The 15,092-nt window shown below is 71.7% G+C and carries 14 protein-coding genes and 1 riboswitch; of the genes, 3 read left to right on the top strand and 11 right to left on the bottom strand.

Features of this window, described 5'->3' with window-relative positions:
* Nucleotides 1-79 precede the first annotated feature (79 nt).
* Nucleotides 80-206: riboswitch (cobalamin riboswitch) on the top strand.
* 123 nt (nt 207-329) lie between these two features.
* Nucleotides 330-2,681: a ribonucleoside-diphosphate reductase subunit alpha gene (locus tag ACZ6ZN_RS16350; protein ID WP_469646680.1), complete on the top strand. Its 2,352-nt coding sequence runs from the start codon at nt 330-332 to the stop codon at nt 2,679-2,681.
* Complete coding sequence (locus ACZ6ZN_RS16345) at nt 2,681-3,688, top strand: ribonucleotide-diphosphate reductase subunit beta (RefSeq protein WP_398106625.1); 1,008 nt, start codon at nt 2,681-2,683, stop codon at nt 3,686-3,688. The genes ACZ6ZN_RS16350 and ACZ6ZN_RS16345 overlap by 1 nt, the downstream gene beginning before the upstream one ends.
* On the opposite strand, the gene ACZ6ZN_RS16340 is transcribed toward ACZ6ZN_RS16345, so the two are convergent.
* On the bottom strand, nt 3,601-3,843 hold the full coding sequence (locus tag ACZ6ZN_RS16340; RefSeq protein WP_451876135.1) for a hypothetical protein: 243 nt from the start codon (nt 3,841-3,843) through the stop codon (nt 3,601-3,603). The two genes, ACZ6ZN_RS16345 and ACZ6ZN_RS16340, sit on opposite strands and share 88 nt — an antisense overlap.
* Nucleotides 3,844-3,936: 93 nt before the next feature.
* Between ACZ6ZN_RS16340 and ACZ6ZN_RS16335 the strand changes: the two genes are divergently transcribed.
* Nucleotides 3,937-4,899 (top strand): GlxA family transcriptional regulator, encoded by a 963-nt coding sequence (locus tag ACZ6ZN_RS16335; RefSeq protein ID WP_469646677.1) that lies wholly within the window; start codon nt 3,937-3,939, stop codon nt 4,897-4,899.
* A 33-nt stretch (nt 4,900-4,932) separates the two neighbouring features.
* Here the strand turns inward: ACZ6ZN_RS16335 and ACZ6ZN_RS16330 are convergent, their stop codons facing one another.
* The 10 genes from ACZ6ZN_RS16330 to ACZ6ZN_RS16285 form a co-directional block, all read right to left on the bottom strand.
* On the bottom strand, nt 4,933-6,303 hold the full coding sequence (locus ACZ6ZN_RS16330; protein ID WP_451876134.1) for a bifunctional albaflavenone monooxygenase/terpene synthase: 1,371 nt from the start codon (nt 6,301-6,303) through the stop codon (nt 4,933-4,935).
* Nucleotides 6,300-7,385 (bottom strand): epi-isozizaene synthase, encoded by a 1,086-nt coding sequence (gene cyc1 / locus ACZ6ZN_RS16325; RefSeq protein ID WP_469646675.1) that lies wholly within the window; start codon nt 7,383-7,385, stop codon nt 6,300-6,302. Before cyc1 ends, ACZ6ZN_RS16330 begins: the two co-directional genes overlap by 4 nt.
* Nucleotides 7,386-7,680: 295 nt before the next feature.
* The gene (gene def, locus ACZ6ZN_RS16320) at nt 7,681-8,331 is read right to left on the bottom strand and encodes a peptide deformylase (protein ID WP_398106630.1); all 651 of its coding nucleotides are present in this window, start codon (nt 8,329-8,331) and stop codon (nt 7,681-7,683) included.
* Between the two features lie 127 nt (nt 8,332-8,458).
* A complete protein-coding gene (locus tag ACZ6ZN_RS16315; RefSeq protein ID WP_398106631.1) occupies nt 8,459-9,439 on the bottom strand; it encodes a tetratricopeptide repeat protein in 981 nt (326 codons plus the stop codon).
* A gap of 117 nt (nt 9,440-9,556) precedes the next feature.
* Nucleotides 9,557-10,804: an HD domain-containing protein gene (locus ACZ6ZN_RS16310; protein ID WP_451876132.1), complete on the bottom strand. Its 1,248-nt coding sequence runs from the start codon at nt 10,802-10,804 to the stop codon at nt 9,557-9,559.
* The gene (locus ACZ6ZN_RS16305; protein WP_469646670.1) at nt 10,801-12,150 is read right to left on the bottom strand and encodes an HD-GYP domain-containing protein; all 1,350 of its coding nucleotides are present in this window, start codon (nt 12,148-12,150) and stop codon (nt 10,801-10,803) included. Before ACZ6ZN_RS16305 ends, ACZ6ZN_RS16310 begins: the two co-directional genes overlap by 4 nt.
* Nucleotides 12,151-12,268: 118 nt before the next feature.
* Entirely contained in the window at nt 12,269-12,580 is a 312-nt protein-coding gene (gene rsrA, locus ACZ6ZN_RS16300) for a mycothiol system anti-sigma-R factor (protein WP_352098347.1), read from the bottom strand.
* Complete coding sequence (sigR, locus tag ACZ6ZN_RS16295; RefSeq protein ID WP_333934068.1) at nt 12,577-13,263, bottom strand: RNA polymerase sigma factor SigR; 687 nt, start codon at nt 13,261-13,263, stop codon at nt 12,577-12,579. Before sigR ends, rsrA begins: the two co-directional genes overlap by 4 nt.
* A gap of 257 nt (nt 13,264-13,520) precedes the next feature.
* Complete coding sequence (locus ACZ6ZN_RS16290) at nt 13,521-14,195, bottom strand: alpha/beta hydrolase family protein (RefSeq protein ID WP_469646667.1); 675 nt, start codon at nt 14,193-14,195, stop codon at nt 13,521-13,523.
* Nucleotide 14,196: 1 nt separating this feature from the next.
* On the bottom strand, nt 14,197-15,012 hold the full coding sequence (locus tag ACZ6ZN_RS16285) for an SOS response-associated peptidase (protein WP_469646665.1): 816 nt from the start codon (nt 15,010-15,012) through the stop codon (nt 14,197-14,199).
* Nucleotides 15,013-15,092 lie beyond the last annotated feature (80 nt).

The following is a 15,092-nucleotide window of genomic DNA, read 5'->3' as shown; positions in this document are numbered from 1 at the left end:
CCGCCGTCATGTGAAGCCGACACTCCGACACCCCGCGACACTACATCTGGGGGTGCCACCCGGGCCCGGCACAAGATGTATGCTCATGCTCGCTGTCGCCGCAGGGGAATCCGGTGCGAATCCGGAACTGTCCCGCAACGGTGAACCCATGCCCCTCCGCGCGCATGACGGTCAGTCCGAGGACCTGCCGACAGTGCACCCGGCCGCCGGCCGGTGTGCCCTGACGTCCGGGCCTCGTGGAATGGGCCGGTGGACGCGTGACGCCGTGTGCGTCCGTGTGCTGCCCCCTGCCCTCGGCGAGGCCCCGTGCCGAGCGAGGGAGAGCCCCCGTGACCATCGCGCCAGCGGATCCGGCCGCAGCCGCCGAACCGGAGCAGGACGCTCCCGGTGCCGCGCTGCTGCGGACCCTCACCGAACTGACCGCCGACCTCCCCGACGCCGACCCCGGCCGGGTCGCCGCCGCCGCGCTGCGCGGCCGGTCCGCGCAGGCGGACGAGCGGGAGCTGCGGGACCTGGCGACGGAGGCGGCGGCGGGCCTCATCTCGGAGGACCCGGCCTACTCCCGGCTCGCCGCCCGCCTGCTGACCATCGGCATCCGCGAGGAGGCCGCCTCGCAGGGGGTCACGTCCTTCACGGGGTCCGTCGCGGTCGGCCACCGCGAGGGGCTCATCGCCGACCGCACCGCGGAGTTCGTACGCGTCCACGCCTCCCGCCTCGACGCGCTGGTCGACGGCACCGCCGACGACCGCTTCGGCTACTTCGGCCTGCGCACCCTGTACAGCCGCTACCTGCTGCGGCACCCGATCACCCGCAAGGTGGTCGAGACTCCCCAGTACTTCCTGCTGCGGGTGGCGAGCGGCCTCGCCGAGGACGACACCGCCCGCGCGGTGGACGAGGTCGCGGCGCTCTACGGGCTCATGAGCCGCCTCGACTACCTGCCCTCCTCCCCCACCCTCTTCAACTCCGGCACCCGGCATCCCCAGATGTCGTCCTGCTACCTGCTCGACTCCCCCCAGGACGAGCTGGACTCGATCTACGACCGCTACCACCAGGTCGCGCGCCTGTCGAAGCACGCGGGCGGCATCGGCCTGGCCTACTCCCGGATCCGTGCCCGGGGTTCGCTGATCCGCGGCACCAACGGCCACTCCAACGGCATCGTCCCGTTCCTGAAGACCCTCGACGCCTCGGTCGCCGCGGTGAACCAGGGCGGCCGCCGCAAGGGAGCCGCCGCGGTCTACCTGGAGACCTGGCACGCGGACATCGAGGAGTTCCTGGAGCTGCGGGACAACACCGGCGAGGACGCCCGGCGCACGCACAACCTCAATCTGGCGCACTGGGTGCCGGACGAGTTCATGCGGCGCGTGAACGCCGACGCGCAGTGGTCGCTGTTCTCCCCCTCGGACGTACCCGAGCTGGTCGACCTGTGGGGCGAGGAGTTCGACGCCGCGTACCGTGCGGCCGAGGCGAAGGGCCTGGCGAGGAAGACCCTGCCCGCCCGTGAGCTGTACGGCCGCATGATGCGCACCCTCGCGCAGACCGGCAACGGCTGGATGACCTTCAAGGACGCCGCCAACCGCACCGCCAACCAGACGGCCGAGCCCGGCCACGTGGTGCACTCCTCCAACCTCTGCACGGAGATCCTCGAGGTCACCGACGACGGGGAGACGGCGGTCTGCAACCTCGGCTCGGTCAACCTCGGCGCCTTCGTGACCGGCGGTGACATCGACTGGGAGCGCCTGGACGAGACCGTCCGCACGGCGGTGACGTTCCTCGACCGGGTCGTGGACATCAACTTCTACCCGACCGAGCAGGCGGGCCGCTCCAACGCCCGCTGGCGCCCGGTCGGCCTCGGCGCGATGGGCCTTCAGGACGTCTTCTTCCAGCTGCGCCTGCCCTTCGACTCGCCCGAGGCCAAGGCCCTGTCGACCCGGATCGCCGAGCGCATCATGCTCGCCGCGTACGAGGCGTCCGCCGATCTCGCCGAGCGCAGCGGCCCGCTGCCCGCCTGGGAGAAGACCCGCACCGCCCGGGGCGTCCTGCACCCCGACCACTACGACGTGGAACGGACGTGGCCCGAGCGCTGGGCCGCCCTGCGCGAGCGGATCGCCACGACCGGCCTGCGCAACTCCCTGCTCCTGGCCATCGCGCCCACGGCCACCATCGCCTCGATCGCGGGCGTGTACGAGTGCATCGAGCCGCAGGTGTCCAACCTGTTCAAGCGCGAGACGCTGTCGGGCGAGTTCCTCCAGGTGAACTCCTACCTGGTGGACGAGCTGAAGCGGCTCGGCGTGTGGGACGCCCGCACTCGTGAGGCCCTGCGCGAGGCGAACGGCTCGGTGCAGGACTTCGCCTGGATCCCCGAGGACGTGCGCGCCCTCTACCGCACGGCGTGGGAGATCCCGCAGCGCGGCCTGATCGACATGGCGGCGGCCAGGACCCCGTTCCTGGACCAGTCGCAGTCCCTGAACCTCTTCCTGGAGACGCCGACCATCGGCAAGCTCTCCTCGATGTACGCCTACGCCTGGAAGTCCGGGCTGAAGACCACGTACTACCTGCGTTCGCGCCCGGCGACCCGCATCGCCCGCGCCGCCCGGGCCACCGTCCCCGTGCAGGCCACCCCCGACCCCGAGGCGGTCGCCTGCTCCCTGGAAAACCCCGAGTCCTGCGAGGCCTGTCAGTGATGAGCACCCAGAACCTTCTCGACCCCGGCTTCGAGCTGACCCTGCGCCCCATGCGCTACCCGGACTTCTACGAGCGCTACCGGGACGCCATCAAGAACACCTGGACCGTGGAGGAGGTCGATCTCCACTCCGACGTCGCCGACCTCGCCAAGCTCTCCCCCGCCGAGCAGCACCTCATCGGCCGGCTGGTGGCCTTCTTCGCGACGGGCGACTCGATCGTCGCGAACAACCTGGTGCTGACGCTGTACAAGCACATCAACTCCCCTGAAGCGCGCCTGTATCTGTCGCGGCAGCTCTTCGAGGAGGCCGTGCACGTCCAGTTCTATCTGACGCTGCTCGACACCTATCTCCCCGACCCGGAGGACCGCGCGGCGGCCTTCGCGGCCGTGGAGAACATCCCGTCCATCCGCGAGAAGGCGGCGTTCTGCTTCAAGTGGATCGACTCGGTGGACAAGCTGGACCGGCTGGAGTCACCCGCGGACCGGCGCCGCTTCCTGCTCAACCTGATCTGCTTCGCCGCGTGCATCGAGGGACTGTTCTTCTACGGGGCCTTCGCCTACGTCTACTGGTTCCGCAGCCGGGGCCTGCTGCACGGCCTGGCCACCGGCACCAACTGGGTGTTCCGCGACGAGACGATGCACATGTCCTTCGCCTTCGACGTGGTCGACACCGTGCGCAAGGAGGAGCCGGAGCTGTTCGACGACCGGCTGCGGCAGGAGGTGACGGACATGCTCCGGGAGGCCGTCGAGGCCGAGCTGCAGTTCGCGCGCGACCTGTGCGGTGACGGCCTGCCGGGCATGAACACCGAGTCGATGCGGCAGTACCTGGAGTGCGTGGCGGACCAGCGGCTGACCCGCCTGGGCTTCGCTCCGGTGTACGGCTCCGAGAACCCCTTCTCCTTCATGGAGCTCCAGGGGGTTCAGGAGCTGACCAACTTCTTCGAGCGGCGGCCCTCGGCGTACCAGGTGGCGGTGGAGGGCACCGTCGACCTGGACGAGGACTTCTGAGCCGGAGCGCTCGCACGGGCCTCCTGGGCCTCCCGGATCCGCCGGTCGATGCGCCGATCGTGCACCAGGCCGATCACGGACGGGAGGACCAGGAGGACCAGCGTCCCGAGGACGAAGAGCATGGCGATGAGTGTCTGTGTCTGGTTCGTGTCCATGGACACCACTGTCCCGCCTGATGCTCCTTACCGTCAGTGGCAGTACTGCCGTGGACCCTCGAATTACTGCCAGCGGCGAGGCACACTGGACGCATGCTGCAGAACGTGGCCGTCGCCCTGCTCGACGGTGTGAACCCCTTCGAACTCGGCGTGGTGTGCGAGGTCTTCGGCACCGACCGCAGCGACGACGGGCTGCCGGTGTACGACTTCGCCGTCGCCTCGGCCGAGGGTCCGTCCCTGCGCACCAACACGGGCTTCTCGCTCCAGGTCGAGCACGGCCTGCAGCGGCTGGAGACGGCGGACCTCATCGCCGTCCCCGCCGGGGACGACTACTCCACGCGCACCTTCCCGCCGGAGTTGCTGGAGGCCCTGCGCCGCGGCGTCGACCGCGGCGCCCGGGTGCTCAGCGTCTGCTCCGGCGTCTACGTGCTGGCCGCCGCCGGGCTGCTGGACGACCGCCGCTGCACGGTGCACTGGAAGCACGCGCGGGACCTGGCCCGGCGCTATCCCCGGGTGGCCGTCGAGCCGGACGTGCTCTACGTCGACGAGGGCCCGGTGATCACCTCCGCCGGCACGGCCGCCGGCATCGACGCCTGCCTGCACCTGGTCCGCAAGGAGCAGGGCACCGAGATCGCCAACAAGATCGCCCGGCGGATGGTGGTGCCGCCGCACCGGGACGGCGGCCAGGCCCAGTACATCGAGCGTCCCCTGCCGCACTCCGAGGCGGACTCGATCGGGGAGGTGCTGGCCTGGATGGAGCGGCACCTCGACGAGGAGGTCACCGTCGAGCAGCTCGCCGCCCGGGCCCTGATGTCCCCGCGCACGTTCGCCCGCCGTTTCCACCAGGAGACGGGCACGACGCCCTACCGCTGGGTCCTGCGGCAGCGCGTGCTGCAGGCCCAGCGGCTGCTGGAGGCGACGGACGAGACGATGGACGCGATCGCCGGCCGGACGGGGTTCGGCAACGCGGCCACGCTGCGCCACCACTTCGTCCGGGCCGTCGGGACCACCCCGAACGCCTACCGGCGCACGTTCAGGGGCCCCGAGGCGGCTTGAGCCCCGAGGCGGCCTGACCGCCGGCCCGGCGGTTCACCTCGCCACCGGCCGCACCTTCAGCTCGTGCGGCCGCAGGGTGATGCCGATCCGCGGGCTGTCCTTCGAACCGGCCACCTGCTCGAAGCGGTACTTCGCGGCCAGCGCCGCCGTCACCAGGGTTAGCTGGGCCATCGAGAAGTGGTCGCTCGGGCACTTGCGGTTGCCCACGCTGAACGGGCTCATGGCGTGCTTGGGCACGTCCTTCGCCCGTTCCGGGAGCCAGCGGTCGGGGTCGAACTCCAGATTCCGCTCATAGGACTTCGCATCGCGCTGGATCGCGTACGGACTGTAGATGATGTCCGCCCCGGCCGGAATGCGGTATTCGCCGAGCTGTGTGTCCCGTACCGCCCGGCGGGTCAGAATCCAGACGGCCGGGCTCAAACGCATGGACTCGACCACGACATTGTTGGTGTGCCGCAGGGCCCGGACGTCGGCGAATGTCACGGGCTTGCCGCCGGTGACCTCCTGCACTTCGTCGTGCACCCGGTCCGCGTGTTCCGGGTGTTCCGCTAGGACGTGCAGGAGCCACATGATCGTGGAGGCGATGGTTTCGCTGCCCGGGGTGAGGATCGCCACGACCTGATCATGGATCTCCTGTTCCCCGATCGGGTCGCCATTCTCGTCCTTCGCCTCCAGCAATGCCGTCAGCAAATCGTCCGGCTTTTGACCGCTTGCGCGGCGCTCGGTGACGATCTCGTCGACCAGGAGATGCAAATCGGCCAGAGCGCGGTTGAATTCGCGGTTGGCCGGGAGCGGCAGCCGGTAGAGCGGTCCGAGCGGAATCACCATCCGCCGGTACATGCCGCGGAAGACGGTGGCGAGGGCGACGCACAGCCGCTCCGCCCGCTCGTCCATGTAGTCGCCGCGCAGCAGGCAGCGGGCCGCGATGCGCACGGCCACCCGGAAGGACTCCGAGGTGCAGTCGACGGTCTCCCCGGACCGCCAGCGCTCGGTGAGGGCGTGCGCCTCCTCTTCCATGATCGGCCCGTAGGCGGGTATCGCGTCGAGCCGGAAGGCGGGCTGGATGGTGCGCCGCTGGCGGCGGTGGAGCGGCCCGTTCGCCGTGGCCACGCCCTCCTTGCCGAGCAGGCCCTCCAGGGACTCCCACAGCGGTCCGGCGATGATGAAGTCGTTGCTCAGCGCGAGGGCGCCGGTCAGGTGCGGGGCGGTCACGGCGTAGAGGGTCTTCGGGCCGAGCTTGAGGCGGACCACGTCGCCGTGCTCGCGCAGCCGGCACATGAACCCCAGCGGGTCCCGCGCCAGCCGCCAGCCGTGACCGAGGACGGGGACGCCGCCGCCCGCCCGGGGCGGCTCGTGCGGCTCCCCTGCCGGAGCGGTGTCCGGTGTGACGGACTCGACGGTCATTTCTCACCTGCCGCTTCGTTGTTGACGTACGGGGGCGTGGAGCGGTCGTCCCAGCTGTCGACCATGTACCGGCCGGACTCGTGGTGGAACCAGTAGACGGCACTGAACCAGTTCCGCATATTGCTCAGAGAAACCCGTACGGCGGCGCTCAGTTCCTTTCCGCGCACGGTTCCGTCGTCGAGGCCCTCGGCGAACCGTACGGCCTCCCTCTCGGCGTCGATGAATTCGGTGATGCATTCCTCGACGCGTCGGCGGACTTCTCCCACGGCCTGTTCGAGGGTCAGCCCTTCATGGGTGATGAGACTGATTCCGAGATTGTGCACCTCGTCGCCCGCGATTTCCTTGGGCAGCGAGCAGAGGTCGTTGTACCAGGCGGCGAATTCCTGACTCAGCAGCGCCGCCCGCCGATAGGCCGGACAACCGCGCACGGCGTCGGGGAATTCACATCCCGCGGCCGGCTCGAGCAGGTCGGTCCATATCCAGTGCGCGAACGTGAGCCGGCGCAGCCGCAGGTACTCCTCGACCGTGGGCACGATGCCGTGGGTGCGGTTGTGGAACTCGCGGTCGTACGCGTCGATCACCGCGTGAAAGTGCCGGGCGAACCGGAGGTTCCACGTCCGGGGAAGGAACCCGTACAGCCGGTGCACCCCGTCCGCGAACCCGGCGACCAGTGGGTCCTCGTGGTGCAGGTGCTCCCCGGGGGAGTCGAGCGCCACGTGCAGGCGGTCCTTGAGCTCCCGCCAGGCGTCCGGACGGCCGTGCACGATGTCGCGGTCGTGCCGGTCGTCCCAGACGAAGAACCAGGCGCTGTAGTCCGCGATCGCCTGCATGACCTCGTCGGGGGCGCCGAGGTAGTACCCCGCCATGAGGTCGGTGTAGCACAGGCCGTCGGCATATTCCTCCACCTTGTCCGCAGGCATGAGCCGCTTTTCGAGCAGCCAGGCCCGGGTCTTCTCCTGGCACTTGGGCCAATACGGGTGGAGTCGCCGCGGAAACGACTCCTCGATCACCGGGAGCGAGAGCGACGGTGGAACTGCGGTCCTGGCCGGTGTCGCTGTGGTGCCGTGTGTCAAAGCGTGCACGAACTAACCCCTCTCAGCCGCCGGTTGGCGCGGGCGCCCCTCCCTTCGTGCCGGGCGTGCGCCGTTGCATACCCCGCTCATCCCATTCAGCACTACAACTGACCGTTCTGGGAACGTATTTGCTTCATTCACTACCCCACAGGGCCGGGATCCTCCCGGGAGGTGACGGGTACCGGATCGGCGGGCGAGCGGAAGCGATCGAACGTGCGACGGACAGGCGAACGACACAGACGAACGGCGCCTGTCCGGGGCGGTGCACCCGAACAGACGCCGTGCGCCTGGTGAAGCAGAGGTCTCAGTCGTTGGCCACCACGGGGTAGCGGGGCTCGTTCTCGGCCATCTGCCGCAGCGCGTCCTTGCGCTCCCGCTTGGAGAGCCGGTCGATGTACAGGTAGCCGTAGAGGTGATCGGTCTCGTGCTGCAAACACCGTGCGAAGTACCCGGTGCCCCGCACCTTGACCGGGTTGCCCTTCTCGTCCTGCCCGGTCACCTCGGCGTAGTCGGGCCGGGCCAGCGGCGCGTACGCGGTCGGCACCGACAGGCAGCCCTCGTTGCTGTCGTCCAGCCGGCGCCTGTCGGCGGGCAGTTCGACGAGCTTGGGGTTGCAGATCACGCCCACGTGCCGGACGCCCTCGTCGTCCGGGCAGTCGTAGACGAAGACCTTCGCGTCGACACCGATCTGGTTGGCGGCCAGGCCCACGCCCTCGGCGGTGCGCTGGCTGGCGAACATGTCGGCCACGAGCTGCTGGAGCTCCTCGCCGAACTCGGTGACGTCCTTGCACTCCTTGTGCAGCACCGGGTTGCCGACGACCGTGATCGGCCGCGAGGTCCCCCGCTCACGCCAGGCGGCCTCGCGCTCCTCGCAGTCCTCCGTGTCGATCACGTACCCCTCGCCGTCGACGGGGAGCACGCCCTCGTGCTGCTGATCGGTGTCCTGCTGAGCCATGACGTTACGTACGCCTTCCTGAACAAATCCAACCCGGGATGCTGATACAGGGTACGGGGAAGGCGCCCCCTGAGGGGCGCGGGGAACTACGCGGGCGACCAGGACGCAGCCGCACCGGACGACGGCGCTAGCACACCTCTTCCAGATCCCGCCAGTCCCGGGAATCCGGGCTGTCGGCCACCCACCCGTCCAGCAGCCCCCGGACCAGCGAAGCCGGCGCGGCCAACCCGCACTCCCGCTCGGGAACCCACAGCTGCCCGTCGGTCCGGTGCCCCAGCGGCCCGGGATGCCCCGGCTCGCTGTGGTCGTGCGGATCCAGGTGCTCGCCGTCGCCCTCGTCGGACGGCATCCGCGACTCCGAGCACATCCGGCACAGCAGCCGCACCGAGGAGGACCAGTCCTCCGCGGCGAACCCCGCGTCACCGGCGAGCTGCTCCAGCGCGTCCCGGTCCGACTCGGTCGCCGCCTCCAGCAGCACCACCCAGGTCGGCACGGGGGACGGCGCCCACAGCTCGATCTCGTCGAACACCGGATAGGTGTGCCCGGCGGCCGTGGTGCGCTCCCCGTGCGGCACGCCGTCGTGCAGGACGACCTCGCCCCAGCGCCGCCCGGACGACGGCAGCGGGATGGACAGCACCTCGATCCGCGCGGGATCCAGCCGCCGCCCCCACACGACCTCGGCCTCCCCCTCCGGGGACAGCCGTACGGCGGCGCTGCCGAGGTCCATGCCGACGGGCTCACCGGGGTCGTTGGCCGGACCCGGTGTGCGCAGCCCGTACGCCTGCCAGGCGCGCCGGGCCAGCGGCCAGTCCTGCAGGGCCGTCGCGGCGATGCCGACGTTCCACCAGTCGGGCGCGCCCGCGTCCCGGTCCAGCAGGGCCACCGCCCTGAGGCCCGCCGCCCGCGCCTGCTCCCAGTCGTGCCGGAACTTGTGCAGCAGCGCGAGGTTGAACCAGGACTCGGAAAGCCAGGGCTCCAGATCGGCGGCACGTGTCAGCAGTGCGCCCGCGTCCTCGTACCGGCCGTCGCCGATCAGTGTGAACGCCCGGTCCGTGGCCTGCCGCCAGGAGGCGGAGGGCCGGTGCCGTCCCTTGCCGAAGATCCTCACGATTCCCGCCTGCCAGTTCCGTGCGGTGGGCTGGCCGTAGCTGTGTTTCGAGCCCCCGGACACCTTCTCCTTCGCATCCAACCACGTACGCCCTCGGGGGCGCTCATTACCCATGGGTTACCCAGCCACGGGCAGCGTCAGACTGCTCCTTGCCAGTACACGGGCCAGTGATTCCACCACCTCCGGCGCATACGTCCCGGCGGTGGCGAGCCGGAGTTCCTCCAGCGCCGTCAGCGGCCCGCCGGGCCCTCCTTCCCGGGACTTCTCCTCGTACGCGTTCACGGCCCGGACGATTCGCGCCGCGAGCGGCTGGTCCGGGTAGGGGTCGGCCTGCCGCTCCACGACCACGGCGACCGCCTCGTCGACGCCGGTCTGCCGGACGACGGCCGCGCCGAGCAGCGCGATGCGCCGCTGTTCGGCGGCGGGCAGCGCGGCGGTGGCGCCGGCGGGCACGGGGTCGACGAGACTCAGCTGGCCGATGTCGTGCATGAGCGCCGCGTACTCCAGCACGGCCAGTTCGGGCTCGGTGAGGCCCAGGTCACGGCCGACGGCCTGGCTCACCGCGGCGACGCGGCGGGCGTGCCCGGCGGGGGTGCAGCCGGCGACCTCGGTGGCCCGGGCGAGGGAGGCGATGGTCTGCCGGTAGGTCGCCCGGACGGCCGCGTACCGCCGGAAGGACATCTGGGCGAGCAGCAGCGGCACGGAGAACACGGGCAGCGCCCACAGCCCCACGACGGCCACCGCCAGGGCCATCACCGCCCCGGTGGCGATGACCGCGGTGCCGATGCCGTGCGCGGCCCGCAGCTCGTCCCGCAGCACCGGTCCGAAGGGCCAGCCGGTGCGCAGGTGGGCCAGGGCGGCGGCGAGCAGCGCGTCGCACAGCGCGGTCAGCGACAGCAGCGCGAGCAGCAGCAGCGCGTACGCGGGACCGCCCCAGTCCTCGAACGTGCCCCGGTTGTACGGAAGCTGGAAGCAGACGGCGACGAACCCGACGGTGAGCACGCGCCGGGAGAGGTGGTCGAGGGTGGGGCCCTCGCCCCGCGCGACGTGCGGCACGCTGCCGAGCAGCGAGGCGGCCAGCACGACGGCGAGGACCTGGGCGAGGCCGTGGTGGGTGGGGTGCCCGCCGGCCTCGCCGAGCAGCGCGTAGGACAGGGCTCCGGCGGCGCCCAGCGGGGCCGGTTCGCGGACGTGTGCGTCGTTGCGCCGGGCGAGTTCGCCGACGGCGACGAGGACGCCGAAGGCCAGGGCGACGCGCCGTTCCTCCAGCCCGTCGTAGAGGGTGACGGCCAGGGAGCCGGCGGCGAGGAGGCCGGCGCAGGTGTGCACGAGGGCGAGGAGCAGCGGCTGCCGCCGCGGGCTCACCGGTGCGCTCCGGGCCGGCCGGCGACGGGGGCGCCCGGCCGGGGCACGCGGGTCGCCCCGGTGCGGTCGTGGACCTCCTCGTCCCCGGCGGTGACCGCGGGGCGCCACCCCGAGCGTCCCACGGCCTCGACCAGGGCCGTCACCATCGCCGGGTCGAACTGGCTGCCGGCGCACCGCTCCAGCTCCGCCAGGGCCACCGGAACCGGCCGGGCCCTGCTGTAGCTGCGGGTGGAGGTCATGGCGTCGAAGGCGTCGGCGACGGCCACCACCCGGGCGGACTCCGGGATCTGCCGACCCGTCAGCCCGTAGGGGTAGCCGCTGCCGTCCAGCCGTTCGTGGTGGTGCAGCACCGCCGCGCGGGCCTCGCCGAGGAAGCCGATGCCGCGCACCATCTCGTGCCCGTACTCGGGGTGGAGCTCGATCACCCGCCGTTCCTCGGGGGTCAGCGGCCCGTCCTTGCGGAGCAGCCGCGTGGGCACGCCGAGCTTGCCGACGTCGTGCAGGATCCCGGCGAAGCGCAGCACTTCGACGCGCTCGTCGTCCATGCCCAGCTCGCGGGCGATCATCATGGAGGCGTGCCCGACGCGCTCGCTGTGCCCGCGGGTGTAGCCGTCCTTGATGTCGACGGCCTGCACCAGTGCCCGGATGGTCGCCTGGTGGGCGCCGCGTTCGCGGTGGTACTGCGCGAAGGCCCACCACGAGACGCACATCGGCAGCAGGACCAGCAGCGCCGCGACGGGTCCGTAGGGGCTGCGCCACAGGACGGCCATCATCAGTCCGGCCAGGCCGTGCACGGCGATCGGGGCGAGCGAGCGGGCCACCAGCCCCCGCCAGGCCCGCCGCACCGGGACCCGCTCGGCCACGGCCAGGATCCCGCCGTCGAGCAGCGCGAGCACCAGGCAGAAGGCCAGCACCGCCGCCCCCGCGGGGCCGAGGGCGTAGGGGACGTCGCCCTCGGCGACCGCGTCCCGGCCGCCGAGGAGGCGGTGCACCTCGGCGGCGGCCCACACGCCGACGACCAGTTGCGCGGCCCGCCAGATCCGCCGCACCGCCACGGGCCGGTGCTCGACGTGGGACAGCAGCGCGCCCGGCACGGCCACCAGGGCCGCGACGGGCGCGGGCAGCAGGAAGGCACCGGCGAGGAGCACGGGGTAGAAGGTCCCGGCCGGCTGGGAGATCCCCGCGAGGCGGGACCGGGCGGCGCGCTCGCAGCCCGCGTACAGCAGGGCGAGCAACAGGGCCGCCCACCAGGGCGCTCGCGCGCCCGGCAGGGGCAGCAGGCAGAGCAGGGCGGCGCCGACGACACAGGCGACGTACGCACGTACCCGTGCCGGTACCGCTGTCATGAGCCCCTCCCCGGCCATGTCCGTCAGGCCCGGAGCCTAGGACGGCGGGAGGGGTTCGCGGGCGGACGGCCCGCGCATTCGCACGTTCGGGTGACGTGCCCGGGGGCGACCGGGACGGTCAGGACTCCCGCGGCGTGGCGGGCGAGGCCGTGACGTCCTGCTCGGGGACCGTCTGGCCGGAGCGGATCAGCTCGATCCGCCCCATGACCTTGTCGCGCAGGTCGCCCGGGACGTCGTCGTGCCCGCAGCACCGCTTGACCAGCTTCTTGACGGCCTGCTCGAGCCCGTACTTCTCGAGGCAGGGCGAGCACTCCTCGAAGTGGTGCTCGAACTTCACGCAGTCCGAGTCCGGCATCTCACGGTCGAGGAACTCGTAGAGATGATCGAGGATTTCGCTGCAATCCGTCTCGTGCGGCTCTCCGCAGCTCATGACCCCGAGCCTTTCGCTTCGTTCGACTCTCCGGCGCCGGCCGGGACCATCCCGCGGTCGCGGGCGTAGTCCTCCAGCATGCCGCGCAGCTGACGGCGGCCCCGGTGCAGGCGGGACATCACCGTACCGATGGGTGTCCCCATGATGTCGGCGATCTCCTTGTAGGCAAAGCCCTCGACATCCGCCAGGTAGACGGCGATGCGGAACTCCTCGGGGATCGCCTGGAGTGCTTCCTTCACGTCCGAGTCGGGCAGGTGGTCCAGGGCCTGCGACTCGGCGGAGCGCAGACCGGTCGACATGTGCGACTCGGCACGGGCTAGCTGCCAGTCCTCGATCTCCTCGGCCGCGGAACGCTGCGGTTCACGCTGCTTCTTGCGGTACGAGTTGATGAAGGTGTTGGTGAGGATCCGGTACAGCCACGCCTTGAGGTTGGTGCCCTCGCGGAACTGGTGGAAGGACGCGTACGCCTTGGCGTACGTCTCCTGCACCAGGTCCTCCGCGTCGGCCGGGTTGCGCGTCATGCGCAGCGCGGCCGAGTACATCTGGTCGAGGAACTCGAGCGCGTCCCGCTCGAAGCGCGCGCTGCGCTCGGTCGCGGTCTCCGTGCTCGTGCCGCCCTGGCCCTCGGGCTGCTCCGCCTGGCCGTTGTCGGTCCCTGCGTCGGTCCCAGTGACCGGACCCACCTCCTCGAATGCTCTCGTGAGACCGAGGCCGGTCCCACCCGAATCGGAGGATAGACGACGATCCGGTCCGCCCGCCGCCCGAACAGGGGCGGTCTTGGCCGCGTGCAGCACCGTCCAGTCCAGGTCGGCGCGGCTGCTGCGGGTCGGGCATACGGTCGAACCCATGCGGCGGACTCCCTCTCCTACGGCGTCGGTGCTGGTCCCCCAGCACGTACGCACCGCACAACAGCGACCGCCGCCCCGGCATTCCCGAAGCTTTACCCGAGTGACCCGGTCCACTCCGCGACCGCGTCGGTGACGACCTCCACGGCCTCCTCCTGCGAGATCTCCGCACGTCCGGGCACGGCGAACCCGTGGTCCCCGTACGGAACCTCCACGAGCCGGTACGGCCCTTCGGGGAACTCCTCGGGCCTGCCGAAGGGGTCGTTGCCGCCCTGCACCACCAGGGTGGGCACGCCCGCGCCCAGCAGTTCGCCGGCGCGGGAGCGGTCCGGCTTGCCGGGCGGGTGCAGGGGGAAGCTCAGCGCGAGCACGGCGTGCGCGCCCAGCTCGGCGGCGGTGCGGCAGGCCACCCGGGCCCCGGCGCTGCGGCCGCCCGCGACGACGGGCAGGCCGGGTGCGGTCAGCGCGGGCCACAGCCCCCGCCAGCCGGTGTCGAGGGTCCTGGGGGCGGGCGCCAGCTTCCTGCCCGCCACCCGCCAGGGCTGCTCGACCCGGGCGACGGTCACGCCGTGGCCGGGCAGGACGGCGGCCAGGGCCGTCAGGTCGCGGGCCTCGATGCCGCCGCCGGCGCCGTGGCTCACGGCCAGCACGAGCCGGGGCCGCGGGGCCCGGTGCCACGTGATCCGCGCGGTCCCGGCCTCGGTCTCCACGGTCTCGGTCTCGGCGCTCCCGGTGGCCTGGCCTCCGGCCGCCTTCTTTCGTTGCGTCACGTCAGAAGAGTGTGCCCTCCTCGGGCCCGTCCAGCTCCTTCAGCAGCTCCGGCCCGTTGTTGCGGACGTTGCTGACGGCGGTGGCGACGGGGTAGGCGCGCATCAGCCCGGCGGGCGGCGGCGCGAGCAGCTCGCGCAGTGCGCCGGGGTCGGTACGGGCGGGGTCCAGCCAGGCGTCCCAGCGGTCCGCGGTCAGCATCAGCGGCATCCGGGGGTGGATGTCGGCCAGCGCCCGCGGCCCCTGCTCGGGGGCCACCGCGAGCGGGCTCGTCTCGGCCTCCGTGGTGATCACCGAGCACGTCACCCACCAGGCGAGCGGGTGGTCGTCGGGCAGGGTCCTGTCCCGCCAGAACTCGTAGAGGCCGGCCATGGCGAAGACGGACCCGTCCGCCGGGGTCACGAAGTAGGGCTGCTTGCGGGGCCGCTTCCTGCGTCCCTCGACCTCCAGTTCGCGCTCCTCGGTGCCGGTGACCCACTCGTAGTAGCCGTCGGCGGGCACGATGCAGCGCCGGGAGGTGAAGGCGCGGCGGTAGGAGGGCTTCTCGTGCACGGTCTCCGCACGCGCGTTGATCATCCGGGCGCCGCCCTCGGGGGTCTTCGCCCAGGACGGGACCAGCCCCCACTTCAGCCGGCGCAGCTGCCGCACCGGCCGCGGGTCGTCCGTGTCCTTCAGGGGGCGGTCCAGGACGACGTGGACCTCCTTGGTGGGCGCCACGTTGTAGTCGGGCCCGGGGCTCTCCTCGGGCTCCCACTTCTCGATCCCGAAGATCGCCACGAGATCCTCCGCACTGCGGCTGGCCGCATACCGCCCGCACATGTGTCCTGCCCCTCCGACCTGCGCACACGCCAGAACCCGTCCGGGCCGGCGCCGGCCCGGACGGGTCCCAGGGTCGCAGA

Source organism: Streptomyces sp. NPDC053665, from assembly GCF_055585285.1.
The sequence above is the reverse complement of the archived record's forward strand: the minus strand, read 5'-3'. Positions and strand labels throughout refer to the sequence as shown.

Excerpts from the sequence above, each read along its gene's own strand:
- ACZ6ZN_RS16345 (WP_398106625.1), top strand. The coding sequence starts at position 2,681 with ATGAGCACCCAGAACCTTCTCGACCCCGGCTTCGAGCTGACCCTGCGC.
- ACZ6ZN_RS16340 (WP_451876135.1), bottom strand. The coding sequence starts at position 3,843 with ATGGACACGAACCAGACACAGACACTCATCGCCATGCTCTTCGTCCTC.
- ACZ6ZN_RS16335 (WP_469646677.1), top strand. The coding sequence starts at position 3,937 with ATGCTGCAGAACGTGGCCGTCGCCCTGCTCGACGGTGTGAACCCCTTC.
- ACZ6ZN_RS16330 (WP_451876134.1), bottom strand. The coding sequence starts at position 6,303 with ATGACCGTCGAGTCCGTCACACCGGACACCGCTCCGGCAGGGGAGCCG.
- def (WP_398106630.1), bottom strand. The coding sequence starts at position 8,331 with ATGGCTCAGCAGGACACCGATCAGCAGCACGAGGGCGTGCTCCCCGTC.
- ACZ6ZN_RS16305 (WP_469646670.1), bottom strand. The coding sequence starts at position 12,150 with ATGACAGCGGTACCGGCACGGGTACGTGCGTACGTCGCCTGTGTCGTC.
- rsrA (WP_352098347.1), bottom strand. The coding sequence starts at position 12,580 with ATGAGCTGCGGAGAGCCGCACGAGACGGATTGCAGCGAAATCCTCGAT.
- ACZ6ZN_RS16285 (WP_469646665.1), bottom strand. The coding sequence starts at position 15,012 with ATGTGCGGGCGGTATGCGGCCAGCCGCAGTGCGGAGGATCTCGTGGCG.